This window comes from Vibrio sp. CB1-5 (genome assembly GCF_059412285.1).
Genome location: NZ_JBJHPB010000011.1, coordinates 91,621 through 117,815, shown reverse-complemented (window position 1 = coordinate 117,815; position 26,195 = coordinate 91,621). Strand labels below are relative to the sequence as shown.

25 protein-coding genes, 1 riboswitch and 1 other annotated feature are annotated in these 26,195 nt (G+C 45.7%); of the genes, 16 read left to right on the top strand and 9 right to left on the bottom strand.

All coding sequences use genetic code 11. The features are described 5' to 3' along the window. Positions 1-126 precede the first annotated feature (126 nt). The 3 genes from infA to aat all read right to left on the bottom strand — a co-directional run bounded on the left by infA (position 127) and on the right by aat (position 1,850). Complete coding sequence (infA, locus tag ACJB0T_RS10510) at positions 127-345, bottom strand: translation initiation factor IF-1 (RefSeq protein WP_001040192.1); 219 nt, start codon at positions 343-345, stop codon at positions 127-129. A gap of 81 nt (positions 346-426) precedes the next feature. Continuing rightward, complete coding sequence (locus ACJB0T_RS10505) at positions 427-1,125, bottom strand: arginyltransferase (RefSeq protein WP_479290724.1); 699 nt, start codon at positions 1,123-1,125, stop codon at positions 427-429. Beyond that, a complete protein-coding gene (gene aat, locus ACJB0T_RS10500) occupies positions 1,122-1,850 on the bottom strand; it encodes a leucyl/phenylalanyl-tRNA--protein transferase (RefSeq protein ID WP_479290723.1) in 729 nt (242 codons plus the stop codon). Before aat ends, ACJB0T_RS10505 begins: the two co-directional genes overlap by 4 nt. A gap of 192 nt (positions 1,851-2,042) precedes the next feature. Here aat and aroA point away from each other — a divergent pair, with 192 nt between their 5' ends. Next, positions 2,043-3,323 (top strand): 3-phosphoshikimate 1-carboxyvinyltransferase, encoded by a 1,281-nt coding sequence (gene aroA, locus ACJB0T_RS10495; protein ID WP_479290722.1) that lies wholly within the window; start codon positions 2,043-2,045, stop codon positions 3,321-3,323. An 86-nt stretch (positions 3,324-3,409) separates the two neighbouring features. On the opposite strand, the gene ACJB0T_RS10490 is transcribed toward aroA, so the two are convergent. Then, complete coding sequence (locus ACJB0T_RS10490; RefSeq protein ID WP_112460458.1) at positions 3,410-3,655, bottom strand: YciN family protein; 246 nt, start codon at positions 3,653-3,655, stop codon at positions 3,410-3,412. 335 nt (positions 3,656-3,990) lie between these two features. Between ACJB0T_RS10490 and topA the strand changes: the two genes are divergently transcribed. Beyond that, positions 3,991-6,627, top strand: a complete 2,637-nt coding sequence (gene topA, locus ACJB0T_RS10485; RefSeq protein WP_479290721.1) for a type I DNA topoisomerase — start codon at positions 3,991-3,993, stop codon at positions 6,625-6,627. A gap of 165 nt (positions 6,628-6,792) precedes the next feature. Here topA and ACJB0T_RS10480 read toward each other — a convergent pair whose 3' ends face one another. Next, positions 6,793-6,960, bottom strand: a complete 168-nt coding sequence (locus ACJB0T_RS10480) for a hypothetical protein (protein WP_197059232.1) — start codon at positions 6,958-6,960, stop codon at positions 6,793-6,795. A 418-nt stretch (positions 6,961-7,378) separates the two neighbouring features. Here ACJB0T_RS10480 and htpX point away from each other — a divergent pair, with 418 nt between their 5' ends. The 9 genes from htpX (at position 7,379) to ACJB0T_RS10435 (ending at position 14,580) form a co-directional block, all read left to right on the top strand. Next, positions 7,379-8,254: a protease HtpX gene (htpX, locus tag ACJB0T_RS10475; RefSeq protein ID WP_112477852.1), complete on the top strand. Its 876-nt coding sequence runs from the start codon at positions 7,379-7,381 to the stop codon at positions 8,252-8,254. 186 nt (positions 8,255-8,440) lie between these two features. Continuing rightward, the gene (locus ACJB0T_RS10470; RefSeq protein WP_479290720.1) at positions 8,441-8,860 is read left to right on the top strand and encodes a nuclear transport factor 2 family protein; all 420 of its coding nucleotides are present in this window, start codon (positions 8,441-8,443) and stop codon (positions 8,858-8,860) included. 4 nt (positions 8,861-8,864) lie between these two features. Beyond that, entirely contained in the window at positions 8,865-9,590 is a 726-nt protein-coding gene (locus tag ACJB0T_RS10465; RefSeq protein ID WP_479290719.1) for an SDR family NAD(P)-dependent oxidoreductase, read from the top strand. Positions 9,591-9,608: 18 nt separating this feature from the next. Continuing rightward, the gene (locus ACJB0T_RS10460; RefSeq protein ID WP_479290718.1) at positions 9,609-10,907 is read left to right on the top strand and encodes an NAD(P)/FAD-dependent oxidoreductase; all 1,299 of its coding nucleotides are present in this window, start codon (positions 9,609-9,611) and stop codon (positions 10,905-10,907) included. Beyond that, positions 10,907-11,680, top strand: coding sequence for a DUF1365 domain-containing protein (locus ACJB0T_RS10455; RefSeq protein WP_479290717.1), 774 nt, complete (start codon positions 10,907-10,909; stop codon positions 11,678-11,680). Before ACJB0T_RS10460 ends, ACJB0T_RS10455 begins: the two co-directional genes overlap by 1 nt. An 11-nt stretch (positions 11,681-11,691) precedes the next feature. After that, positions 11,692-12,948, top strand: a complete 1,257-nt coding sequence (locus ACJB0T_RS10450; RefSeq protein WP_479290716.1) for a class I SAM-dependent methyltransferase — start codon at positions 11,692-11,694, stop codon at positions 12,946-12,948. A 26-nt stretch (positions 12,949-12,974) separates the two neighbouring features. Further along, a complete protein-coding gene (locus ACJB0T_RS10445) occupies positions 12,975-13,490 on the top strand; it encodes a DUF2878 domain-containing protein (protein WP_479290715.1) in 516 nt (171 codons plus the stop codon). Beyond that, on the top strand, positions 13,480-14,031 hold the full coding sequence (locus ACJB0T_RS10440; RefSeq protein ID WP_479290714.1) for a chalcone isomerase family protein: 552 nt from the start codon (positions 13,480-13,482) through the stop codon (positions 14,029-14,031). Before ACJB0T_RS10445 ends, ACJB0T_RS10440 begins: the two co-directional genes overlap by 11 nt. 12 nt (positions 14,032-14,043) lie before the next feature. After that, complete coding sequence (locus tag ACJB0T_RS10435; RefSeq protein ID WP_479290713.1) at positions 14,044-14,580, top strand: DUF3833 domain-containing protein; 537 nt, start codon at positions 14,044-14,046, stop codon at positions 14,578-14,580. A 132-nt stretch (positions 14,581-14,712) separates the two neighbouring features. Here the strand turns inward: ACJB0T_RS10435 and purB are convergent, their stop codons facing one another. The 3 genes from purB to mnmA all read right to left on the bottom strand — a co-directional run bounded on the left by purB (position 14,713) and on the right by mnmA (position 18,032). After that, positions 14,713-16,083 carry an adenylosuccinate lyase gene (purB, locus tag ACJB0T_RS10430; protein ID WP_042501845.1) on the bottom strand — a complete coding sequence of 457 codons (1,371 nt, stop codon included), beginning with the start codon at positions 16,081-16,083 and terminating at the stop codon, positions 14,713-14,715. A 186-nt stretch (positions 16,084-16,269) separates the two neighbouring features. Next, positions 16,270-16,887 carry a high frequency lysogenization protein HflD gene (gene hflD, locus ACJB0T_RS10425; RefSeq protein WP_479290712.1) on the bottom strand — a complete coding sequence of 206 codons (618 nt, stop codon included), beginning with the start codon at positions 16,885-16,887 and terminating at the stop codon, positions 16,270-16,272. A gap of 35 nt (positions 16,888-16,922) precedes the next feature. After that, entirely contained in the window at positions 16,923-18,032 is a 1,110-nt protein-coding gene (gene mnmA / locus ACJB0T_RS10420) for a tRNA 2-thiouridine(34) synthase MnmA (RefSeq protein WP_479290711.1), read from the bottom strand. Positions 18,033-18,282: 250 nt separating this feature from the next. On the opposite strand from mnmA, the gene ACJB0T_RS10415 reads away from it, so the two are divergent. After that, positions 18,283-19,587 carry an inosine/guanosine kinase gene (locus ACJB0T_RS10415; RefSeq protein ID WP_479290710.1) on the top strand — a complete coding sequence of 435 codons (1,305 nt, stop codon included), beginning with the start codon at positions 18,283-18,285 and terminating at the stop codon, positions 19,585-19,587. 51 nt (positions 19,588-19,638) lie between these two features. Here ACJB0T_RS10415 and ACJB0T_RS10410 read toward each other — a convergent pair whose 3' ends face one another. After that, a complete protein-coding gene (locus tag ACJB0T_RS10410; RefSeq protein WP_479290709.1) occupies positions 19,639-20,046 on the bottom strand; it encodes an H-NS family histone-like protein in 408 nt (135 codons plus the stop codon). Between the two features lie 561 nt (positions 20,047-20,607). Beyond that, a riboswitch (Lysine riboswitch) is annotated at positions 20,608-20,791 on the top strand. A 118-nt stretch (positions 20,792-20,909) separates the two neighbouring features. Between ACJB0T_RS10410 and ACJB0T_RS10405 the strand changes: the two genes are divergently transcribed. From ACJB0T_RS10405 to hisC, 4 genes are all read left to right on the top strand, one after another. Continuing rightward, positions 20,910-22,511, top strand: a complete 1,602-nt coding sequence (locus tag ACJB0T_RS10405) for a Na+/H+ antiporter NhaC family protein (RefSeq protein WP_479290708.1) — start codon at positions 20,910-20,912, stop codon at positions 22,509-22,511. Between the two features lie 234 nt (positions 22,512-22,745). Beyond that, positions 22,746-22,881 (top strand) — a sequence feature (His leader region). Positions 22,882-22,922: 41 nt separating this feature from the next. Beyond that, on the top strand, positions 22,923-23,819 hold the full coding sequence (gene hisG / locus ACJB0T_RS10400) for an ATP phosphoribosyltransferase (protein WP_112477863.1): 897 nt from the start codon (positions 22,923-22,925) through the stop codon (positions 23,817-23,819). Positions 23,820-23,822: 3 nt separating this feature from the next. Continuing rightward, the gene (gene hisD, locus ACJB0T_RS10395) at positions 23,823-25,121 is read left to right on the top strand and encodes a histidinol dehydrogenase (protein ID WP_479290707.1); all 1,299 of its coding nucleotides are present in this window, start codon (positions 23,823-23,825) and stop codon (positions 25,119-25,121) included. Between the two features lie 15 nt (positions 25,122-25,136). Next, positions 25,137-26,189, top strand: coding sequence for a histidinol-phosphate transaminase (gene hisC, locus ACJB0T_RS10390; RefSeq protein WP_479292285.1), 1,053 nt, complete (start codon positions 25,137-25,139; stop codon positions 26,187-26,189). Positions 26,190-26,195: the final 6 nt, after the last annotated feature.

Below are 26,195 nucleotides of genomic sequence, written 5' to 3'. Positions count from 1 at the left end.
GTACGTACGGTTCTGTAAGAGGGATGAGGCGGTAACGCCTCACCCTACTTGATATCTACTCAGAATGACGCGCAATAAAAAACGGAGCGACTGGCTCCGTTTTTTATTGCATTCGGCAATCGTAGATTAACGAGCGCGGAAGACGATGCGGCCTTTAGACAGGTCGTATGGAGTCATCTCTACAGTTACTTTGTCACCAGTAAGGATACGGATGTAGTTTTTGCGCATCTTACCAGAGATGTGTGCAGTTACTACGTGACCGTTTTCTAGTTCAACACGGAACATTGTGTTTGGTAGAGTATCAAGGACAGTGCCTTGCATCTCAATTACGTCTTCTTTAGCCATTTAATCCTCTTTCGAAATGTGGCGCTTTTAACGGCGCGCATTGTGCCGTTAAAATCTCAATAAGTAAAGTTGCGGTGTATTCTACCCTTGCCAACGCTGATTTACTAGCCTTTGATGACGTTCGAAGCGGGTTTTGTAGTTCATCGCTGCACAATCATCGATTTGATAACCGAGGTAAAGCCACTGCTTTTGATATTGCTGACAGTATTCAAGCTGACACAGCACAGCAAAGGTACCTAGCGAGAGTGCGTAATCTGGGTCAAAAAAGGTATAGAAAGCGCTCGCGCTGTTGCCTAGAACATCGGTGATAGCGATGGCAATCAAGGTATCTCCATCAAAGATATGTAGGTAGTGCATAGTTAGCCATTGGCACTGTGCAAAATCAAAAAATTCCTTTTCTCGCGGTGGGTACATCGATCCGCTTGAGTGTCGTCCTTCAATGTACTTAGAGTAAAGCGAGAACCAGCTCTCATTGAGCTCTGTTCGTAATTCCCAGCGCAGGTGCTTGCCTTTAGAGCGCAGGCGCTTTTGGCTTTGGGTTGGCTTAAAATCGGGCACGGAGACACGAAGTGCTTGGCATGCCTGACATGTATCGCACTGCGGTTTGTATAAGGTATTACCGCTGCGACGAAAGCCATTGGCGAGCAGCATTTCGAAATTGTCGCTATTGTGCATCTCTTTTTCCAGCACGATAGCGACCCGTTCTTCTTTGGTTGTAATGTAACTGCAAGGCTGTTTGCGGCTAAGCCCAATTCGGATTTGTTGCACGGCCATTGTCATTGATTCTCACCTCTGTCTATAGCTAATGATAGCGTTTGCGGTGAAAAACAGGAAAGATCCATGGCAGATTGTTGATGTTGCTGCAAACGTGACAGGAAGTCATCACGACTCATTTCTATCGCACCGAGGGACTCCAAGTGTGGGTTCATAACTTGGCAGTCAATCAGCTTCCCACCAAGCTGGGTAAAATGATGACAGAAATACCAAAGGGCGATTTTTGATGCATTGGGGGCAAGGGAAAACATGGATTCACCACAGAAAACTTGGCCAATTGAAAGTCCATATAGTCCGCCAATGAGTTCGTCGTCTCGCCATACTTCAACTGAGTGGCAATAGCCCATCTTAGCTAGTGTGATATAGGCGGCACGCATGTCGTCGTTGAGCCATGTTTCTTCCAGTGGGCGCGTGCTTGAGCAATAACCAATAACCGCTTCAGTATCTTGATTTATGGTGACTCGATACTGGTGCTTACGCTGAAACTTTTTAAGGCTTTTTGAAGGTTTGTATATTTCTGGCTGAAATACGGCACGGGGAGATGGGCTCCACCAAAGCAGTGGCTCATTGGGTCCAAACCACGGAAATACACCATTCTTGTAAGCACTGATTAGACGCTCTGGACGTAAATCACCGCCAAAGGCAAGCAGTCCGTTGGGCTCCTCTAATGCTTCATATGGCGAGGGGAAGCTTAGGTCTTCAACATCCAACTCGGGAAGATAAATGGTCATACGAAAGTGGCTCTGTGTTCTAGGTTTTTGCCATGTACTAGTTAGCTAGTATTTGTTTGGTTGTTTTTTGACCCGCAATGGCATGATTAGGGGTAGCGCTTGGTCACTATTTTCGATAGTCTGCCAGTACGAAGAATTATAGAGGATACTTCACGTTAGGATCGAAGTATCGACAAAGGATTAAACACCCCAATGGAAAGCTTAACATTACAACCTATTCAGAAAGTATCGGGAACCGTTAATCTTCCTGGTTCGAAAAGCGTTTCCAACCGTGCCTTACTTCTTGCAGCACTTGCTGAAGGCACGACAACACTGACTAACCTACTCGATAGTGATGACATCCGTCATATGCTTAACGCGCTTACTAAACTTGGCGTTGAGTATCAGTTATCTGACGATAAAACTCAATGTTTGGTCAAAGGTTTAGGTAAGGCGTTTACCGTAGATGCAGCAACAGAACTGTTTTTGGGCAATGCGGGTACCGCTATGCGCCCCCTTGCTGCAGCTCTGTGTTTAGGACAAGGTGAGTTTGTACTTACTGGTGAGCCTCGCATGAAAGAGCGACCAATTGGTCACTTAGTCGATGCGCTTGTCGAAGCAGGTGCGGATATTACTTATCTTGAGAACGAGCATTACCCTCCGTTAAAAATTAACGGCACTGGCTTAAAAGGCGGCCACGTTAAAATCGATGGTTCTATCTCAAGCCAGTTTCTGACAGCCTTTTTGATGTCGGCGCCTCTTGCGAAAGCGGATGTGACGATTGAGATTGTTGGTGACTTAGTATCTAAGCCATACATCGATATTACTCTGCACATCATGAAGCAGTTTGGCGTTGAAGTTGAAAACCAAAACTATCAGCAATTTGTTGTGAAAAGTGGTCAACAATACCGCTCACCGGGTCAATTCTTGGTGGAAGGTGATGCATCATCGGCATCTTACTTTCTTGCGGCTGCGGCAATCAAAGGTGGTGAAATTAAAGTCACAGGTATTGGTAAAAACAGTATCCAAGGTGACATTCATTTCGCTGATGCGCTGGAAAAAATGGGCGCAGATATTGAATGGGGTGATGATTATATTTTGTGCCGTAAAGGTGAGTTAGTCGGCATTGATATGGACTACAACCATATCCCAGATGCTGCGATGACTATCGCGACAACGGCGCTATTTGCAAAAGGCACCACGGCAATTCGCAATGTTTACAATTGGCGTGTAAAAGAAACCGATCGACTTGCTGCAATGGCGACAGAACTACGTAAAGTAGGTGCGAAAGTCGAAGAAGGGGAAGACTACATTATTGTCGAACCGACATCGGATCTTAAACACGCAGCCATTGATACTTATGATGATCACCGTATGGCGATGTGTTTCTCGCTGGTCGCATTGAGCGATACTCCAGTGACGATCAATGATCCTAAATGTACGTCAAAAACCTTCCCAGATTACTTTGACAAACTAGCCGGACTTAGCCAGTAATTTTTAAAGCGCCTTATCAAAAGATAGGGCGCTTTGTTTTTTAAAGATCTAGTTTTTGAAGAATTCGTTTTAACAGATGCCAACAATTATTTGAGCGTGAACTCTTTAGAAAGATGGTGAGCTAGGTATTTAAACATATTGAAAACTGCCGTCGTTTTCTCAGTCGGTAAACCATTGTCATCCAAAAAATAGTTGCCTTTAAAGACCAATACTCCGTCTTTCTCTTCTACGCTATCAGCGCGCATGCCATCTAGGTAGTCGTCATGCTCTTGGATGACTTGGTTAGCAATTAACAATAGGTCGAATGGTGAGATAGGCGTTTTTTGTGACATATTGATGTCCTCTATATATATATGGCTTTGCCGTAGTGTATGAGCGACACCACATTTTGCAAGGATAAATATCTCAGCTATAGTTAGCAGCAATTTGTGATTTGCGACAAACTTTGCTTAATGTTGCTGGTCAAGCTGGGTAAATGGCGTTTAATATTGCGCCATTTTTCAAATAGCGAGCCTGTATCGATCGGACATTTGTCGACCAATTAGCTTCTGATTGTAAAAAAACAGGTTGATCTTCTTTTGTTCTCGCTCAATAGTAAAAAAGAAGCATACATTTCGAACATCGTGCGATTAAATGTCGCAATGTGATATAGGACGTTAGTGTCATTATGGGAAAGTCACTAGTTATAGTGGAGTCACCTGCTAAAGCTAAAACCATTAATAAGTACCTCGGTAAAGACTTTATTGTTAAGTCGAGTGTGGGTCACGTGCGTGATTTGCCAACTGCCGGTCAGAGTACAGGTAAAAAAGCGGCTGCGGTGTCTACCAAAGGCTTAAGTGCTGAAGAAAAAGCACGAATTAAAAAAGAAAAAGACCGTAAGGCACTCATCAAAAAGATGGGTATCAACCCATTCGACGACTGGGCGGCAAACTATCAAGTGCTACCTGGCAAAGAAAAGGTAGTGGCAGAGCTGCAAAAGCTTGCCAAAGACGCTGACCACGTTTATCTCGCAACCGATTTGGACCGCGAAGGAGAAGCTATCGCATGGCACCTTCGTGAGATCATCGGCGGCGATGAAGAGCGATACAAGCGTGTGGTCTTTAATGAAATTACTAAAAATGCTATCCAACAAGCGTTCCAGGATCCTGGTGAGCTGAATATGGATGGTGTTAATGCTCAGCAAGCGCGTCGTTTCCTCGACCGAGTTGTGGGCTTTATGGTGTCTCCGTTACTTTGGAAAAAAGTTGCTAGGGGCTTGTCTGCCGGCCGCGTACAGTCGGTTGCAGTAAAGCTGCTGGTAGAGCGTGAGCGTGAAATCAATGCATTTATTCCAGAAGAGTTCTGGGATATTCATGCAGACACCAAAACAACAGACAAAACTGACTTCCGTTTACTTGTAGCTCAGAAGCAAGGCAAAGCGTTTAAGCCTGTTAACGAGGCGGAAGCGAAAGCAGCGGTAGCAACACTCGATAAGGCCGTATACGAAGTTTGCAAACGTGAAGATAGACCAACACAGAGCAAACCGTCGGCGCCATATATCACATCAACACTGCAGCAGGCGGCAAGTACGCGTCTAGGCTATGGTGTGAAAAAGACCATGATGCTCGCTCAAAGGCTCTATGAGGCGGGTTACATCACGTATATGCGTACTGACTCGACTAACCTCAGTGCAGAAGCTGTGGATGCGGTACGTGGCTTTATTGATAGTGAATTCGGTGACGCTTACCTACCGACTAAGCCAAACTTCTACGGTAGCAAAGAAGGGGCGCAAGAAGCGCACGAAGCGATCCGTCCATCAGACGTGAATGTTAAAGTTGACGATCTGAAAGGGATGGAAGCGGACGCTCACAAACTGTATGCGTTGATTTGGAATCAATTTGTTGCGTGTCAAATGACGCCAGCGAAATACGATTCGACGACCATCAGTGTAAAAGCGGATGACTACACGCTAAAAGCGAAAGGCCGTATTCTTAAATTTGATGGTTGGACTCGCGTACAGCGTCCAATGGGCAAAAATGAAGATGCGATTCTTCCAGCCGTTCAGTTAGGTGACAAGCTCGACTTAGTCGCGCTGGATCCAAAACAGCACTTCACTAAGCCGCCAGCACGCTTTACTGAAGCTGCATTGGTTAAAGAGCTTGAGAAACGTGGTATTGGCCGTCCGTCGACCTATGCTTCTATCATCTCTACGATCCAAGACCGCGGCTACGTGAAAGTGGAGCAGCGTCGTTTCTACGCAGAGAAGATGGGTGAGATCGTCACAGACCGCCTGGATGACAGCTTTACCGATTTGATGAACTATGACTTCACTGCTCGTATGGAGCAGAAGCTAGACCAAATCGCAGAAGGTGAGACCAACTGGAAGCAAGTTCTGAATGACTTCTTTGCCGAGTTCACCACCGATCTTGGTAAAGCGGAGCTTGATGAAGATCATGGCGGTATGAAGCCAAATCATATCGTTGAAACTGACATCGAGTGTCCAACATGTGGTCGCCCAATGGGCATCCGCACAGCATCAACAGGTGTATTCCTGGGTTGTTCTGGTTATGCGCTGCCGCCGAAAGAGCGTTGCAAAACGACCATCAACCTTGGTGACGAAGAAGGCATTATCAATGTTCTAGAAGAAGACGTTGAAACCGCTGCACTTCGCGCTAAGAAGCGTTGTCCAATCTGTGAAACGGCGATGGACGCGTACTTGATTGACGACAAGCGTAAGCTTCATGTGTGTGGTAACAACCCGAACTGTGAAGGTTATGTGGTTGAGCACGGCGAGTTTAAGGTGAAAGGCTATGATGGCCCAACCGTTGAATGTGATAAATGTGGTTCTGAGATGGTGTTGAAAAACGGCCGTTTTGGTAAGTACATGGATTGCACCAGCGAAACTTGTAAGAACACGCGTAAGATCCTTAAGAACGGTGAAATCGCACCGCCTAAAGAAGATCCTGTGCATTTCCCTGAGTTACCTTGTGAAAACTCAGACGCATACTTTGTATTGCGTGACGGTGCTTCTGGCCTGTTTATGGCTGCAAGTAACTTCCCGAAATCACGTGAAACACGTGCGCCATTGGTTAGTGAGCTTGCTCGCTTTAAAGAGCGCTTATCACCTAAATTTGTTTACTTAGCTGACGCGCCGACAGAAGACCCTGATGGTCGTCCAACGGTCGTTCGCTTCAGTCGTAAGACCAAAGAGAACTACATTCGTTCAGAGATTGATGGCAAGCCATCTGGTTGGACAGGCCTCTATGTTGACGGTAAGTGGGAAATCACTGATAAACGCAAGAAGCCTAAAGAGTCGAAAGCGTAACAGCGCTTAGTGACCCTAGAGTGAGAATAAAACCTGATGTGTCGTTTGAGACATCAGGTTTTTTATTGGTTTGAAAACATCCTGCTATTTACAACAAAACACAAAAAGCAAAAGAGCCGCATCACTGCGGCTCTTAAATGTTTTTCGCTTGTCTTTCGAGCGGAGTTACTTGTCTTCTGACAAACCAACAAGCGCCGACTGAGTTTCCATAATATGAGCATCGATATCGCTAGTATCGCTGATACCTAGTTGCTCGCGAGCCTCATCTTCACTGATTCCCAAGTGGCAGCACAGCAAATCGATGGCCATCTGAAAGTTGTTGTTCTCTACCATGGTGGTTTCCTTTTCCTATGGGCTTTTGGACTGATTGGGACTTTATCTCGTCAGTGCTAGAGTCACAATAAGACGAAAGTCTAAGACTTTTCCCAAGTATCTCCTCACACAACAATTCCCGCATTAAGCGACTTGTGCAGCACGCAGCTGATGTGCCTATAATAGCTTCAATATTTCAATACGTTATTCTTTATAAAGTAGTCAAAAGATTAATGCTTTGTTGCAATTTAAAGCTTAACCTTGAATTTCAAATCCACGACACTATGTATATATTGAATGTGAAAAATGCCACTTGGATCTCAAAGTAGTGTTGATACTGCGAGCAAGATAACAATTACCAAGAGAAAAACACAAAGGCATGATACTCAAGTAACATTGAGTAGATAGAAAAATAGCTTCTTAATCTGGAGAAATGTAAATGAAGCGAGTAGCACTCTTTTTAGCGACTAACCTTGCTGTAGTTTTGGTATTGAGTATTGTCCTCAATATCGTCTACGCGGTGACAGGTATGCAGCCTGGCAGCCTATCAGGGTTACTCATTATGGCGGCAGTATTTGGCTTTGGTGGCTCGTTTATCTCTTTGATGATGTCAAAGAGCATGGCGCTGCGCTCGGTTGGCGGAATGGTGATTGAAAGCCCACGCAACGAGACAGAGCACTGGCTATTAGAAACAGTGAGCCGTCAATCACAGCAAGCAGGTATTGGTATGCCAACGGTTGCTATCTATGACTCGCCTGACATCAACGCATTTGCGACCGGTGCAAAGCGTGATGATTCGCTAGTTGCGGTATCTTCAGGTTTGCTGCACAACATGACTCGTGATGAAGCAGAAGCGGTTCTAGCGCACGAGGTGAGCCATATTGCCAATGGCGACATGGTCACCATGACACTGATGCAAGGCGTGGTGAATACCTTTGTTATCTTCTTGTCGCGTTTTATTGCCAATATCGTGGCATCAAACAACTCCGATGAAGAAGGCGAGGGTGGCAGTAACATGATGGTTTACTTCGGCGTCTCGTTTGTCCTTGAAATGGTATTTGGCTTCCTAGCAAGCTTTATTACCATGTGGTACAGCCGTCATCGTGAGTTCCATGCTGATGCTGGCGCGGCAAGCCTGGTTGGTAAGCAGAAGATGATTGCGGCGCTTGAGCGTCTGAAAATGAGCCAAGAATCTCAGCTTGAGGGCTCAATGATGGCATTTGGTATCAATGGTAAGCGTTCTATCACAGAACTACTGATGAGCCACCCACCGCTAGAAAAACGTATTAACGCACTACGTAGCGAACAGTACTAGTACTGAACCCCAAACAACTCGAACCTATTAAAAAGCTTGGAAAATTTTCCAAGCTTTTTTTTGATCCTTTCAAAATTGCGACCCGTAATAGTTATACAAAAAATTGGAAACGCAAAAACTTGTATAAGTTTTAGGGTGTACTAACGTGTACAGTAGGAACAAATGTATAACTAACAAAGGGTTGTTATGAATATCGAAGCCGTTAGTGAGGTTTACGGAAAACTGAGCAAAGACAACCTGTATTTGCTCGAAGACATTTATCACAAGGACGTGGTGTTTGAGGATTCGGCTCACCGTTTCGAAGGCTGGGAACAACTCTCTGCGTATTTCGACTCTCTTTATACTAACGTCATTCAATGTGACTTCCATATCCGTCATCATCAGCAAGTTGAAGACACAGGTTTCTTGACTTGGACGATGAAGCTTAAGCACCCAAAACTCAACGGCGGGGAGCCTGTAGAGGTTAACGGGGTCAGTCAGATCCGCTTTAGTGGTGATCGTGTGATTTACCATCGCGATTATTTCGATTTGGGCGAAATGCTGTATGAGAACATACCGCTGCTTGGTGTGGTCATCAGAAATATTAAGCAAAGGTTAGGGAAGTAGCGCTATGGAGCATCAGTCGGCATTTATCACAGGCGCTTCCTCGGGCATAGGACGTCAATTGGCTGAAGACTATGCCGCAACGGGTATACATGTCTACGCGTGTGGGCGCTCGGAAATGAAGCTAGAAGAAGTGAAAGCAGGCCGAGATAACATTACTACCTTGAGTTTCGACGTGACTGACATGGAGCAGGTAAACCAAGCCATTAGCGCTTTAACAGAGCCACCGACGCTTTGGATAGTGAACGCCGGGGACTGTGAATACACTGATAATGGTGATCTCGATGCTGCGCTGATAGCGCGAGTGATGAACGTCAACGTCAACGGCAGTGTGAATGTGTTAGCGGCAATCCAAGACAGACTTGATGAACGTCATCACGTTGTTGTGGTCAGCTCTATTGCAGGTGAACTGGCTCTGCCACGCGCCGAAGCGTATGGCGCATCAAAAGCAGCGATTACCTATTTAACCAGAACATTACAGCTTGATTGGCAACATAAGGGCGTATTGGTGAGTTGTGTGTTTCCTGGCTTTGTAAAAACGCCTCTTACCGATAAGAACGATTTTGATATGCCAATGATAGTCTCTGCAGAAGAGGCATCTGTGGCAATACGTGCAGGCATTGAGAAGCGCCGAGCGACGATTTATTTCCCGAAAAAGTTTACCTCTATTCTCAGGGCAATTGCAGCTTTGCCCTATCGTTGGCAAACCAAAATAGTGGCTAAGCTTCTATAAAAGAGATTAAGGATAATAATGAAGATTGCAATTGTAGGAACCGGAATATCAGGCTTAACGTGTGGCTATTATCTACATAAAGACCACGAAGTAACGTTATACGAGGCCAACGACTATATAGGGGGTCACACGGCGACCATCGATATTGAGCACAATGCTAAGCAGTACGCCATCGACACTGGCTTTATCGTCTACAACGACCGTACTTATCCAAATTTCATCAAAATGATGAACGAAGTTGGGGTGAAAGGTAACCCAACTCAAATGAGTTTTAGTGTAAAGAATGCGGCAAATGGGCTCGAATATAACGGCCATACTATTCCTACTCTATTTGCTCAAAAACGCAATCTACTCAACCCAACCTTCTACCGCTTCATCTTCGAGATTTTAAGGTTTAACAAACTGGCTAAAGCGTCTGCCGATGACGACAGCTTGGTAGAGCAAACTCTGGGTGAGTTTTTACAATCGAACGGCTTTTCAGATTACTTTACTCAAAACTATATCTTGCCAATGGGAGCAGCGATTTGGTCGTCGACGTTGGCAGATATGCGAGCGTTCCCGCTACGCTTCTTCCTGCGCTTTTTCTTGAACCACGGCTTACTTGATGTGGTGGATCGCCCGCAGTGGTATGTGATTGAGGGTGGCTCGCGTGCATACATCGATCCTTTAACTCGTGGTTTCTCCGAATGCATACGATTGAACTCACCAGTCAGTCGTGTTGAACGTCATGATAACGGCGTCAGTGTCACATCAAACGGCGAGACCGAACGTTTTGACAGAGTCATCTTTGCCTGTCATAGCGATCAGGCTTTGGCGATGATAGAGGATGTTTCAGATGAGGAACGCGATATTCTCGGCGCAATGGCATATCAAGATAATGAAGTCGTTCTGCATCGAGACACTAGTGTATTGCCGAAGCGCCACGCGGCTTGGGCTTCATGGAATTACGCCTTGGATGGCGGAGAAGACGAGCAGCAACGCTTACCAACGCTAACTTACAACATGAATATCTTGCAGCACATCGAATCAGAAACCACCTTCTGTGTGTCACTGAACTCAGCAGACAAGATCCAGCAAGATAAAATACTGCGTACCTTCAACTACAGTCATCCTGTTTTTACTACAGAGAGTATCGCCGCTCAGCAGCGGCGTGAAGAGTTATGGGGCAAGCGCAATACTTGGTTCTGTGGAGCCTACTGGTACAACGGCTTCCATGAGGATGGCGTTCGCAGCGCACTAGATGTGGTGAAAGGAATCGAGCAAGAAACTTCGCAAACAGCGCCTGTTGCAGAAACGTTGGCACGAGGAGCGGCGTAATGTCTGTTTCAAGCCGCTTGATGATCGGTGAGGTCGGGCATCGCCGGTTTACCCCGACTAAGCACCACCTCTCTTATCCGCTGTTTATGCCCGCTATCGATCTCGGTGAGATCGATTCCCTTCAGCGACGGGTATGGGGCTTTGGACGTCGTTGGTGGCATTGGGCTCGGTTTAAGCGTGAGGATTATGTTGGTGAAGGGGATTTAAAGTTAGCGGTTCAAGACAAAGTGTTTGAACTGACTGGAGAGAGGTTTAACGGCAAAGTTATTGCGGTTTGTCACCTTCGCTATCTGGGTTTGTATTTCAGTCCGGTCAATTTCTACTATTTATATGATGAACTGAACCAGTGGCGCTATTTGTTGGCAGAGGTAAGTAATACACCTTGGAACGAAAGGCACTATTACGCCATTGCTGCCGAATCTGGCGATGAAAACGTCAATTGGCAGCATGACAAAGCGTTTCACGTCTCACCGTTTAATCCGGTAGACCAACGTTACCACTGGAAGCTTAAACCTTTGAGTGAAAGGTTATTTGTCCATTTGGAGTGTCACAAACCCCATAAAGTCTTCGACGCGACACTTCAAATGAAAGCGCAGCCGTTCACATCATCTTCTTTACTAAAACAATTGGTCAAAACACCAATAATGGCCGTAAAAGTTGTGGCTGGAATATATTGGCATGCCTTTAAGCTATGGCGAAAGGGGGTACCAATATACGACCATCCAGGAAAGAACAATAAAGAATTTTCGCAGCAATCGAATTCTAAGAATTAGGGAGAATTCCAATGTTACAAACTACGTCCCTAGACGTACCAAAGACACTCACTGGCTTACAGAAAACCGCGAAAGGTGTTGCCTTTGGGTGTTTGCAGAAACTGGAAATTGGTACGTTAACCATCATCGAGAGCTTTTCTAGCGACGGTGCGAGTACACGTCAAGTGGAAGAGCGCTTTGGCTCGCCGAGATCAAATAAGCCAGCGGCCGTAATAGAGGTGAAGCATCCTGAATTTTACCGTCGCTTGCTTCAAGGCGGGAGTATCGCCGCTGGTGAGGCGTACATGGATGATTGGTGGGATAGCCCAGATCTTTCTGTGTTAATGGAGTTGATGGCGCTCAATCTTGCTGCGTTAGACTCGATAGAAGATAAATCGAGCCTGCTGACCCGAATCATGTACAAACTGGGTCACTGGGTGAACCGAAATACGGTCTCTAAATCGAAAGAGAACATTGAGGCGCACTACGACTTAGGAAACAGCCTTTATGAAACCTTCCTTGACGAGCGCATGCTTTACTCTTCAGGGGTCTACCAGAAAGATACAGACACCCTAGAGCAAGCGCAGATCAATAAGATGGATCGTTTGTGTCAGCAATTGAAACTGCAGCCCAGCGACCACGTCATTGAAATTGGCACTGGTTGGGGCGGTATGGCGATCTATATGGCGAAACATTATGGATGCCGTGTCACGACGACCACTATCTCGGAAGAGCAGTATGCGTATGCACAGCAGAGAGTGGCCGAAGAGGGGTTGACGGATAAAATTATCCTGCTTAAACAAGATTACCGCTTGCTTGAGGGCCAATTCGATAAGCTAGTGTCCATCGAAATGATTGAGGCAGTGGGTAAACAGTTTTTAGTTTCCTACCTCAAAAAGTGTCAATCGCTCCTAAAACCAAAAGGTTTGATGGCGATACAAGCGATTACCATCGCAGACCAGCGCTACGATTATTATTCTGACAACGTCGACTTTATCCAGAAATACATTTTCCCTGGAGGCTTCTTGCCTTCCATTACCGCACTAACATCAAACACCACCAAGCACACGGATTTGATCGTCCGCGACTTATTCGACATTGGTCAAGATTACGCGAAAACCCTAGTGGATTGGCGCCTTCGTTTCGAAGCCGCGTTAACACGGGTGCGTGAGCTCGGTTACGATGAGCGCTTTATCCGTATGTGGCGTTACTACTTTTGCTACTGTGAAGGTGGCTTTAGAGCGAAGAGTATTAGTACTGTCCATATCACGTTTCAGCGCGGCCAGTAGTAGTGGCTAAATGGAGTAGAGTGGTCATGAGTCGTGGATGGAAGCTGTTAATAGTGAGTACTTGGTTCGAGCTGATGTGGGCGCTATCCGTATTAGGTCAGGAGCGCTTTCAATGGCTCGCACTTGCCCTCGCAGCGATTACTGTTGTGACCACCTTCAACAGGCTCAACTTGTCACTGCCCATCTGGGGCGCCATTGTTGGACTCGGCTTAATCATTGATAGTGCGAATGCACTGACTGGCGTTTTGGTCTTTGATTCGGCGCTGCTTCCAATCTGGCTAGTGGCTCTATGGCTTATTTTTGCTTGGTATGCGTACTTTCTTGCTAGTTTTCTGACTTCTTATCCGATTTTCATCGTAGTAATAGTGGGTGGTGTGGCCGGAGCGCTCAGCTACTTCGCAGGGTTCAAACTCGGCGCTGTGGATACACACCTTTCTATTTTTACGATGATGGCGCTACTTTTCTTGCAATGGGTTGCCATCGTGTTCGTTGTTCTTCGATTGAGCACATACTCGGAGCGGAAGGTGAGTCATGAAAGCTAAAGGATTACTTGGATTATGTTTAGCGTTGGCCGTAGGCAACGCCTCTGCAACCAGCGACAGACCCGTAAGTTATGAAGGTTGGGGACAGTGGAAAGTCGTCGGCGAGGCGCAGCTGTCATGGCTTTTCTTTGATATATACCGCTCACAGCTGCTTGCTCCCCAAGGCACGTATGCGCTTGGCAACGATGTCTCTCCTCATCCTATCGCGCTACGCATTGAGTACCAGCGTGACATTAGCCGAGAGCAACTGTTAGAAGCGACTCTCGACCAATGGGAGAAAATGGGCATAGACAAAGAGACGCGAAGCAGCTGGATTGCCAAGCTATATGACATATTCCCTAGCGTTGCCAACGGACATCAGCTCATTTACGTGACCGATGGTGCTGCGGGCAACTTCTACTATTTAAACAGCGACAAACCGATGCAGAAAGTAGGGCGTATTGAGGACGAATCACTCAATGATGGCTTTCTGTCTATTTGGCTAGGGAATAATACTCAATATCCTAAGCTGCGCGCTCAGCTGATAGGTATGAACCGATAATAAGGAACAATAATGAAACGTATGCGGTGGATGGCTTCATCCTTTGTGCTCCCTTTTATCCTGCTGCTCAGTGCTTGCAGTGCGGATTTAAAGGACTACCAAGGTTCTACACCTGAGTTTAATTTGTTTGAGTATTTTGAAGGTGAAACCAAAGCTTGGGGTATGGTACAAGATTACACCGACAAGCAAACTCGCCGTTTTGAAGTTGTGATTGTTGGAACCATTCAGGGAGACCAAATCACTCTGGTTGAGGATTTTGTGTTCGACGATGGAGAGCTGGACCAGCGTATTTGGACGATAGACAGATTGGCTGACGGAACTTACAAAGGCCGAGCGGACGATATTATCGGCGAAGCTAAAGGAGAGGTGGTTGGTAACGCGCTTCGCTGGCAGTACGATTTTGAATTGGAAGTTGATGGTTCAACGTACACGGTAGCGTTTGATGATTGGATGTACCGGCAGGATGAAAAGCATCTATTCAATCTAACTAGCATCCGAAAGTTCGGTATGGAAGTGGGAACAATTACCCTGTTTTTTCAAAAGCAGTAGGGGCTTCCAAACCAGCAGCTCTGTCGCTGCAAGTACCTTGCGCACAGATGTAAAAACGGCGGCGATATCACTATCGCCGCCGTTCTATTTTGCACTCTAACTCGCGCTATCGCTAAGTAGAGTCATTCAGCCTTACAGCTTGTCAGTTAGCTCGATAGCTTGACCGATGTAGTTCGCTGGCGTCATCTGTTTTAGACGCTCTTTTTCATCTTCTGGAAGCTCTAGGCCGTCGATGAAGTTACGCATCGCTTCACCGTCAACACGCTTACCACGAGTCAGCTCTTTTAGCTTCTCGTATGGCTTCTCGATGCCGTAGCGACGCATCACTGTTTGTACAGGCTCTGCCAATACTTCCCAGTTTTTGTCTAGTTCAGCAAGAAGCGCTTCACGGTTTACTTCTAGTTTGCTAATGCCTTTAAGCGTAGACGTGTAAGCGATGATCGCGTAGCCACAGCCAACACCTAGGTTACGAAGTACTGTTGAGTCAGTAAGGTCACGCTGCCAGCGAGAAACAGGCAGTTTTTGCGCTAGGTGAGCGAATACTGCGTTTGCTAGACCTAGGTTACCTTCTGAGTTTTCAAAGTCGATTGGGTTAACTTTGTGCGGCATCGTTGAAGAACCGATTTCGCCTGCGATTGTCTTCTGCTTGAAGTGACCAAGAGCGATGTAACCCCAAACGTCACGGTCGAAATCGATCAGAATCGTGTTGAAACGTGCAATCGCATCGAATAGCTCTGCGATGTAGTCGTGTGGTTCGATCTGAGTTGTGTATGGGTTCCAAGTCACGCCAAGAGACTCAGTGATGAACTCTTCGCTGAACTTGTGCCAGTCTAGCTCAGGGTATGCAGATAGGTGAGCGTTGTAGTTACCTACTGCGCCATTGATCTTACCTAGGATTTCTACAGATTCGATTTGCTTGTATTGACGTTCCATACGGTAAGCAACGTTCGCCATTTCTTTACCCATTGTAGTAGGTGAAGCTGGCTGGCCGTGCGTACGAGAAAGCAGTGGAATATCACGGTACTCTTCAGCCAGTTTGCTGATAGCGTCGATGATGTTACGGATTTCAGGAAGAACAACTGTGTCACGAGCTTCTTTAAGCATTAACGCGTGAGAAGTGTTGTTGATGTCCTCAGAAGTACAAGCAAAGTGGATAAACTCGTTTACAGCGTGAAGCTCTGGTACACCCGCTACTTTTTCTTTTAGGAAGTACTCAACCGCTTTAACGTCGTGGTTAGTGGTACGTTCGATTTCTTTAATGCGAGCTGCGTCTTCTTCGCTGAAGTTAGCCGCTAGTTCATCAAGAAACTGGTTCGCTTCTGCACTGAATGCTGGAACTTCTTTGATTGCATCCGTTGCTGCTAGTTTTTGCAACCAACGAATTTCAACGATAGAGCGGTACTTTAGTAGGCCAAACTCACTAAAGATGCTGCGAAGTGCAGTTGTCTTACTACCGTAACGGCCGTCTACTGGTGAAACAGCAGTCAATGCTGACAGTTCCATGATGTTCTCCTGAATTGGGTTTCTAAATTTCGTGAGCTTTATACCAATAACTGCGGCATTTGTCACGAACATTGCGCAAACGTTTGCGTTAAATGTATTTTGGTAGAAAAAGTAAACTCGCACAGGGTGCGAGTTTACAGTGATTCGTATGAGTAATAGTGACTCGAGTTGCTATACCGATATCTATTACATGCGAGCAAGCAGAATCTGTGCTTGTTCAATCATTTTCTTGCGCCCGAACACTAAGTGTCTGCGCTTACCACCTACTTGGCGCCATAAAACAGCACTACGAATACCAGACAGCAGCAGAGCGCGTACTTTCTGTTGAGTCGAAGTTTGTTGAAGTACCGCTGGAGTCCCTGTTACTTGAATGCGTGGTCCAATTGGGCTAATGACGTCTAAGTAAACGCTAGCAAGGTTGCTGATCATTTGCTCATCGAGTAGCTCATAGTGATCAAGTTGACGCTCAACCATTTGCAAGCGATCACCAAGCTGCGCCATAGCATCGTTGCGAGAGTTTAGTTTGCGTTCTAGAGCCATCAAGCTAATGATATAGCGGGTGATTTCGCTGCCCGTAGGGGTGCTGTCGATCCCATTCACTAGGCACTCGAGTCCAATTTTTAGATCAGACTCGATACCGAACACGTCGAGTGTACTCGACGGGGTCATATTAGTGATCGCTTTGATTGAGGTTTCAAACGCGTCTGAATCACAGTAACCGTCTTTAGCAACGCGTTGAACGAGGGCAACGGCTTGGCAAATCCCTGCAAACGCTATAGTACGGTCATAAAGTGTATTAGCCACGTAGTTCTCCTAAGAAAATAATCTGCGAATTGTGTTTAGATGCGCTCTTCGATGATGCCGCCACCAAGACAAACATTGCCACTGTAGAATACCGCAGATTGACCTGGGGTTACTGCGACTTGTGGCTCATCAAAGATCACTTTAATGTTTTCATCGTCGATCGGAATGATAGTACAAGGAATATCCTGTTGACGATAACGGGTTTTTACTGTGCATTGTAACGGCTGCGTGATCACTTGGCGATCGACCCAGTGCAGTTGCGAAGCGCGAAGTCCATTAGATTTTAGCAGCGGGTGATCAGCACCTTGTACCGCGATAAGGACATTACGTTTCAGATCTTTCTCTGCAACGTACCAAGGCTCTTCGTTGCCACCGCCGCCTTTTTGGCCGCCAATATGCAGACCTTTACGTTGACCAAGCGTGTGGTACATAAGACCTTGGTGTTCACCGATTTCTTTGCCTTCAGGCGTCTCAATTTTACCCGGTTGTGCTGGCAAATAGCGAGACAAGAAGTCTGTAAATTTGCGCTCACCGATAAAACAAATACCTGTAGAGTCTTTTTTCTTGGCCGTAATCAGACCTTGCTCTTCAGCAATGCGTCGTACTTCTGGCTTCTCAAGTTCACCCACAGGGAACAAGCTGCGCGCGACTTGGTCGTGGCTTAACGTATAAAGAAAGTAGCTTTGGTCTTTATTGCTGTCTAGGCCACGTAACATTTGTGGCGCTTCACCGTTCTCAGGGAAAGTGCGGCTTACATAGTGCCCCATGGCAATATAATCAGCATCTAGCACTTCATCTGCAAACTCTAAGAACGCTTTAAACTTGATTTCTTTGTTACAAAGAATGTCTGGGTTTGGCGTACGACCCGCTTTGTATTCGGCAAGGAAGTATTCGAAAACATTGTCCCAGTACTCAGCCGCAAAGTTGATCGTGTGCAGGTGGATGCCTAGCTTGTCACAAACCGCTTGTGCGTCGGCAAGATCTTCCGCTGCTGTGCAGTATTCCTCGTTATCATCTTCTTCCCAGTTCTTCATGAACAGGCCTTCTACTTGGTAGCCTTGCTGTTTCAGAAGATAGGCAGAAACAGAGGAGTCTACACCGCCGGACATCCCGACAATCACTTTCTTTTGGCTGTTATCAGACATGTATAAATACCACCTAATTAAATTGGACGCCGATTCTAGCAGAAACCAAACTAGCAATACAGTTCCGCGAGTTGAATCACACTTTTATAAACCCCTCAAATGCGTCCTAATAGGGAGAAAAACAAGGTTTATAACAAAAAAATTGATACGTAAACGTTTGCTAAAATTGCGTATGTTGCCGAGGTAATCTATACAGAGGTAGAATCGCCGCCCTTAACCCTTCTTATTTACTTATGACGAAGACAACCGTATGAAATTCCCAGGCCAAAGAAAGTCAAAGCACTACTTCCCTGTCCACGAGCGAGATCTGCTTGTTAGCCAATCGCAGATCAGCAAGAAGATGTCACGTACGCACATCATTGGTATTGACCAAACCTTGGTGGATATTGAAGCAAAAGTCGACAGCAGTGTGATCGATAAGTTTGGCCTAAGTAAAGGGCACTCGTTGGTTATTGATGACCAAGCGGCGGAAGATTTATATAACGAGTTGAAGGATAAAGAACTGATCACCAATGAATACGCTGGCGGAACCATTGGTAATACCTTGCACAATTATTCTGTATTAGCAGATGATAAATCGGTGCTGCTTGGCGTTATGAGTGCTGATATTAAGATTGGTAGCTATGGTTACCGCTATCTGTGTAATACGTCGAGCCGAATGGACCTTAATTATCTTCAAGGTGTGGAAGGGGCAATTGGTCGCTGCTTTACCTTGATCACTGAAGATGGCGAACGTACTTTCGCAATTAGTGAAGGACAGATGAACCAACTTCGCGCAGACAGTATTCCTGAAAAAATCTTCAAAAAAGCGTCGGCTTTGGTTTTAACCGCGTATTTGGTGCGTTGTAAAGATGGCGACCCAATGCCAGAGGCAACAATGCAAGCAATTGAGTACGCCAAGAAATATAATGTCCCAGTTGTATTAACGCTTGGTACACGCTTTGTTATTCAGGACGATCCTGAATATTGGCGTGATTTCTTGAAGCAACATGTTTCTGTTGTTGCCATGAATGAAGATGAAGCGGAAGCGCTCACCGGCGAAAAAGACCCACTAGCTGCTTCAGATAAAGCGCTTGATTGGGTTGATTTAGTGCTTTGTACTGCGGGCCCTGTCGGCTTGTACATGGCAGGTTATACAGAAGATGCATCTAAACGTGAAACGAGTTTACCTCTATTACCTGGCTGTATTGCTGAATTCAATCGTTTTGAATTTAGTCGACCAGCGGTAAAAGATGCCTGTGATAATCCTATTAAAGTTTATTCACATATTGCGCCTTATATGGGCGGCCCAGAAAAGATTAAGAATACTAATGGTGCGGGTGATGCTGCGTTGTCTGCGTTGCTACATGATATGGCGGCCAATAAATACCATAAAGAAAATGTGCCTAACTCAAGTAAGCACCAGCATACTTTCTTGACGTATTCATCGTTCTCACAAGTGTGCAAGTACTCAAATCGTGCAAGCTACGAAGTATTGGTTCAGCACTCACCACGCCTTTCTAGAGGTTTACCAGAAAGAGAAGATAGCCTTGAAGAGGCTTATTGGGAAAGATAAAAAAAGCGCCAATTATTGGCGCTTTTTTATAAATGACTAAAGGGCTTTGAATTAAATTTCAAAGTCTTCTAGAGATTTGCCTGCGTCTAGTGCTGCTTGGATAACAGAAGGTGTACGACCTTGACCTGTCCAAGTTTTTTCTGCACCCGTTGCGTCTACATACTTGTATTTTGCTGGGCGTGGAGCGCGTTTAGCTTTTGTTTTGCCTTTAGACTCACCAGAAAGCGCCGCAATAAGATCTTCAACGTCGATACCGTCTTGAGCGATCATTTGCGCATATTCAGTTAGCTTAGCTTCACGAGCTTGTTTTGCTGCACGCTCTTCTGCTTCCGCTTCTTGTCTTTCACCAACAACAGTGGTTAGTTTTTCTAGTGCTTCTTCCAGTTGCTCAATAGTAAGTTCACGAGCAAATGCACGCAGGCTACGAATATTAAGTAGAGTTTTAGTTAATTCAGACATGACATTCCCATGAGTTATTTATTTGGTTTCGATTAATAATAAACATCAAATTTAAAATTGACAATATTTTCATAGTATCAAAACAATAAAAATAAGAATTCTTACAGAAATTTGATAATTGATGATGATTAACGTGCTCAAAACCTGACGTTCAGGAAAGATTAGTGCAATATTGATTCAATTTTGAATCTTCCTTCATAAAAGTCATTAAATTTTTGGACTTTGTTGCATATTGTACTAGAAGCTTGATTTGTAGAGTGCATCAATAGAGATAAAGTAATTATTCAACTTACTACTGATGTATTTATAACCGCAATGTTATTAAAAAGTTTATAAAACAATATGGATTACGTCGCATAAATCGCTAGTAGTGTGATTGAGTTTGCTAAAATGCATTGAGATAGCTTTGATACTACGATGTTCACAAATAGAGTCAATTCTTTACCAAGTTGCAACATCATTCATGTTGCAATTGACGATTTCATAAGTACAATGGCTTGCACCTAATGCAAGAGAAAGCACATTCTTTCACTCTAGTCAGTCTGAGTAGTGAATGATTTCTCTTGATGTAGAGGCGCGATAATGATCAGTAACCATCGTTGGGGTGATACCAATGAACGGTGATGAAAGGCATTGTCGCCGAAGTGAGAAAAGACCATCAATCTGCCTCGCTGGGGTTGTCTTCGAAAGGAACAACACTGCCATAGTCTATTATATTGTTAAACTATGGAGCGCTACTGTAGGGTTGGGTGAAGTGTTCGCTTCCCTTTCGCTTAGTTCAACGTTTGCGTCTGGACTTCTCGTCTATTGACGCATGTCTGCAGTAGATCTCTGACCATAATAAAAACTGGTTTTTGAAGATCATGAATTTAATCGATTTTGCTACATCACCATTATCACTGCTACCGCCGATCGTAGCATTGAGTTTGGCTATTATTACCCGTCGCGTTTTACTCTCGCTGGGTGTTGGTATCGTTTTGGGTGCCTTCTTACTTAATGACTATTCTGCAGTCAACGCCGCAGGCTACGTGTTCGACACCGTTTCTGGTGTGGTTATTGAAGATGGTGGTCTGAATACTTGGAACATGAGTATTGTTGGCTTCTTGTTGCTATTGGGTATGATGACTGCGTTGTTGACGCTGTCTGGTGGTACGAAAGCTTTTGCTGAATGGGCACAGGCTCGAGTAAAAAGCAAGCGTGGTTCAAAGCTTCTAGCTGCATTCTTGGGCGTATTTATCTTCGTTGATGATTACTTTAATAGCCTAGCTGTTGGTGCGATCTCTCGTCCTGTTACTGACCGTTTCTATGTATCGCGCGCTAAGCTAGCCTACATTCTTGACTCAACCGCTGCGCCAATGTGTGTGCTTATGCCAGCATCTAGCTGGGGCGCATACATCATGACTATCGTTAGCGGTATCTTGGTTGCTCATGGCATTACAGAATATTCTGCAATTGGTGCTTACGTTCGCCTTATTCCTATGAACTTCTACGCTGTATTTGCACTCTTGATGGTATTTGCCGTTGCCTGGTTCCAACTTGATGTGGGCCCAATGCGCAAGCATGAGTTGAACGCGAAACAAGGCCTAGGTTTCGATAAGGATAAAGAGAACGACGCAGAAGAAGCGCATGAACTGAATGAAGAGCTGGATATTAAGGAAAGCGATTTTGGTTCTGTTTCTGACCTAGTCCTGCCAATCTTAGTTTTAATCGGCGCTATGATTGCTGCGATGATTTACACCGGTGGCCAAGCTCTGGCTGCGGATGATATTGCATTTAACTTACTTGGTGCATTTGAAAATACCGATGTAGGCACTTCGCTTATTTACGGTGGTTCTGCAGGTCTCCTAACGGCGGTATTTACTGTTGTTAAACAGAAGCTGTCTGCTGCTGATATCGCAACGACAATGTGGATTGGTGCAAAATCCATGTTCGGCGCCATTCTTATTCTATTCTTTGCATGGTCTATCGGTTCTGTTATCGGTGACATGAAGACGGGTGCGTACCTTTCTTCAACGGTTCAAGGCAATATCAATGTACATTGGCTACCAGTCATTCTGTTCCTGCTGTCGGGTCTAATGGCGTTCTCTACAGGTACATCTTGGGGTACGTTTGGCATTATGCTACCAATCGCCGGTGACATGGCTGGCGCAACGGATATTGCAATGATGCTGCCTATGTTAGGTGCGGTGCTAGCGGGTTCGGTTTTCGGTGACCACTGTTCGCCAATTTCAGATACGACGATTCTCTCTTCAACAGGTGCACGTTGTAATCACATCGACCACGTATCTACGCAGTTGCCATACGCGCTTTCTGTTGCGTTGGTCTCTTGTGTTGGCTTTATTACGCTTGGCATGACAACGTCAGTCGTTATCTCTTTTGCGGCAGCTACAGTGACCTTTATTGGCGTATGTTTCGTGCTGTCTGCACTTTCTAAGGCAAGAATGGCGAAAGAAGCAAACGTGTAAGCAAATCATTTGATTTCTCAAGGAGTCCAAGAATTGGGCTCCTTTTTTTTATTTATTTATTGCCTAGGGACACCCTGTAACTGCAGTTATTTCCATACTAATTAGCGAGTACAAAAAAAAATTAGCCCGATCTGGAAAATAGGGGTTGAAAATCGGCATGAGCTTAGTTAGTGTGAGGGTACAGATACAAAGGAACCCAGTAATAAGTATGCAAAACTTTGATATGAATATTCATCATCATTACCATCACCCAGCTTAGTCTTTCGGGAGATGTCTGCATACCCGAGAGCTAGGTAAAACTCTCGGAGGTTCGATTTAAGATTTAAGAATGAAACCCTCGGGAGACCAAAGCTCCCGAGGGTTTTTTCGTTTTATAATTTAAAAATCAATAATTTGCACAGGGATACAGCAATGCAAACACAACGCCTAAGAATTGCGATTCAAAAAAAGGGTCGCCTAAGTAAAGAGAGCCAAGACCTACTGAAAAAGTGTGGTGTTAAGTTCAACGTAATGGGTGAGCGTCTTGTTGTACACTCACTAAATATGCCAATCGATCTTCTGCTTGTTCGAGATGATGACATCCCTGGCTTAATTATGGATGGCGTGGTGGATCTTGGTTTCATCGGTGAGAACGAATTGGAAGAAGTGCGCCTTGACCGTAAAGCTCTGGGTGAGGCAAACGAGTTCAAAACGCTTCGCCGTCTAGATTTTGGTGGTTGCCGTCTATCTATCGCCATTGATAAAGACGAAACATACAACGGTCCTCAAGATCTTGCTGGTAAACGTATCGCCACCACCTACCCACAACTTCTTAAAGCGTACATGGATGAGCAAGGTGTCGACTTTAGCGCATGTATGCTAACCGGCTCTGTTGAGGTTGCGCCGCGTGCAGGTCTTGCTGACGCGATCGCAGATTTGGTTTCAACAGGTGCGACGCTTGAAGCGAATGGCCTAAAAGAAGCTGAAGTAATCTTCCGCTCGAAAGCGACACTTATTCAGCGTATGGGTGAATTTGATGCTGACAAACTTGCACTTATCGACAAGCTGCTTACTCGCATGCAAGGTGTTCAACAGGCGAAAGAGTCTAAATACATCATGCTGCACGCGCCAGTTGAGAAACTAGAGCAAATTAAATCATTGCTTCCTGGTGCTGAAGACCCAACTGTATTGCCACTCTCGACAGACAAAGAGCGCGTAGCGGTTCACCTAGTGAGCACAGAGAACTTGTTCTGGGAAACCATGGAACAGCTTAAAGAACTGGGTGCAAGCTCTATTCTTGTCCTTCCAATTGAGAAGATGATGGGGTAATCGATGAGAACGGTAGTTTGGCAACACTTAAGTCAATCTCAGCAAGAATCCGTACTTGAGCGCCCGGCAATTACTGAAGGTGCAAACATTACGGCCGCCGTGACTGAAGTCATTAATCAAGTTCGTAGTGAAGGTGACAAAGCGCTGCTTGATCTTACTGAGAAGTTTGATCGCGTGCGTCCTGAATCGATTCGTGTTTCTGCTGATGAGATTGAAGCGGCGTCTGGCCGCTTGTCTGAGAAGATGAAGCAAGCACTTGAACAAGCGTATTCCAATATTGCTAAATTTCACAAAGCGCAGCGTCCAGAAGCTCTGCGTGTGGAAACACAACCTGGTGTGGTTTGTGAGCAGGTGACGCGACCTATCAATAAAGTCGGTCTGTACATTCCAGGTGGCAGTGCACCGCTTCCATCGACCGTTTTGATGCTTGGCGTACCCGCGCAAATTGCAGGATGTCGCAAGGTGGTTTTATGTTCACCACCGCCAATCGCGGATGAGATTTTGTACGTTGCTAAGCTGTGTAAAATCGACGAAGTGTACAACGTCGGTGGTGGCCAAGCTGTTGCAGCAATGGCGTACGGTACCGAGACCGTGTCTAAAGTCGATAAGATCTTTGGTCCTGGTAACGCATACGTGACGGAAGCGAAGCGCCAAGTGAGCAACGACTTCCGTGGTGCGGCGATTGACATGCCAGCGGGCCCTTCCGAAGTCCTTGTGATTGCCGATGAAACGGCGGATGCAGATTTTGTTGCATCAGATCTATTGAGCCAAGCTGAGCATGGTCCAGATTCTCAAGTTGTACTTGTGACACCTTCACCAATCATTGCTGATCAAGTAACAGAAGCGGTGAAGCGACAACTGAAGCAACTATCTCGAGCTGATATCGCTGAAAAAGCATTGGGCTCTAGCTTAATCATTATTGCAGAGTCTCTGACGCAATGTGTTTCGATTTCCAACTACTATGGCCCAGAACACCTTATTGTTCAGACTAAGAGTCCACGTGAGCTTTTGCCTCTGCTGGATAATGCAGGTTCTATTTTCTTGGGTGACTGGTCACCTGAGTCTGCGGGTGATTACGCATCAGGGACCAACCACGTTTTGCCGACCTATGGTTACACTCGCACATACTCAAGTCTTGGTTTGGCGGATTTTTCAAAGCGCATGACGGTTCAAGAGTTAAGTGCTGATGGCTTACTAGGTTTGGCACCTACCGTTGTAACTATGGCTGAAGCTGAAGGCCTAGACGCCCACAAACGTGCCGTGACGATACGTGTAGAGAAGCTCAACGCACAAAAAGCGTAGACCGGAGAGTGAATGATGGAAAAATTAGCTCGTAAGCAAGTTCAACAACTGACGCCTTATTTGTCTGCGCGTCGAATTGGGGGTAGCGGTGATATTTGGCTTAATGCCAATGAATCTCCGTTCAACAATGAATACAAAACTGACTTTGCTCGCCTTAATCGCTACAGCGAATGTCAGCCAAAGCAGCTCATTGAAGCCTACGCCAATTATGCAGGTGTTAAGCCAGAACAAACGTTAACATCACGTGGTGCTGATGAAGGCATTGAACTGCTGATTCGCGCTTTCTGCGAGCCAGGCGAAGACAGCATTCTCTACTGTCCACCAACCTATGGCATGTATGCCATTAGTGCAGAAACCATTGGTGTAGAGCGCAAAACCGTGCCGTTAACTGCAGATTGGCAGCTTAATCTACCAGAGATCGAAGCCAACCTAGATGGCGTTAAGCTGGTGTTCGTTTGTAGTCCAAATAACCCGACGGGCAATTTGGTTAACCGAGAAGACATTGTCTCTCTTCTTGAGATGACAAAAGACAAAGCCATCGTGGTTATGGACGAAGCGTATATCGACTTCTGTCCTGAAGCTTCAACGGTTGATCTTCTGGCTCAATACCCAAACCTCGCGATTTTGCGCACACTGTCTAAAGCGTTCGCACTAGCGGGCCTTCGCTGTGGTTTCACATTGGCGAATGAAGAGCTCATCAACGTGCTGCTTAAAGTGATTGCACCTTACCCTGTGCCAATTCCTGTCGCGGAAATTGCGCAGCAGGCACTGTCTGAGCAAGGCCTAGCTCGCGCTAAGTTCCAAGTGTTGGATCTCAACGCCAATCGCGCGTATTTGCAGGCCGGTCTATCAACGATTCCGGGTGTGACGGTATTTGAGGGCTGGGGCAACTATTTGCTGGTCAAGTTTGAAAAGGGTGATGCGCTATTTAAAGCAGCATGGGACACCGGCATTATTTTGCGTAATTCGCCCATCGAAAATTGTGTGCGTATCAGTGTAGGGAATCGCGACGAGTGTGAAAAAACGTTGGCATTCATCCGCAACCAATTAGAACAAAGTGCCGCTTAAGCACTG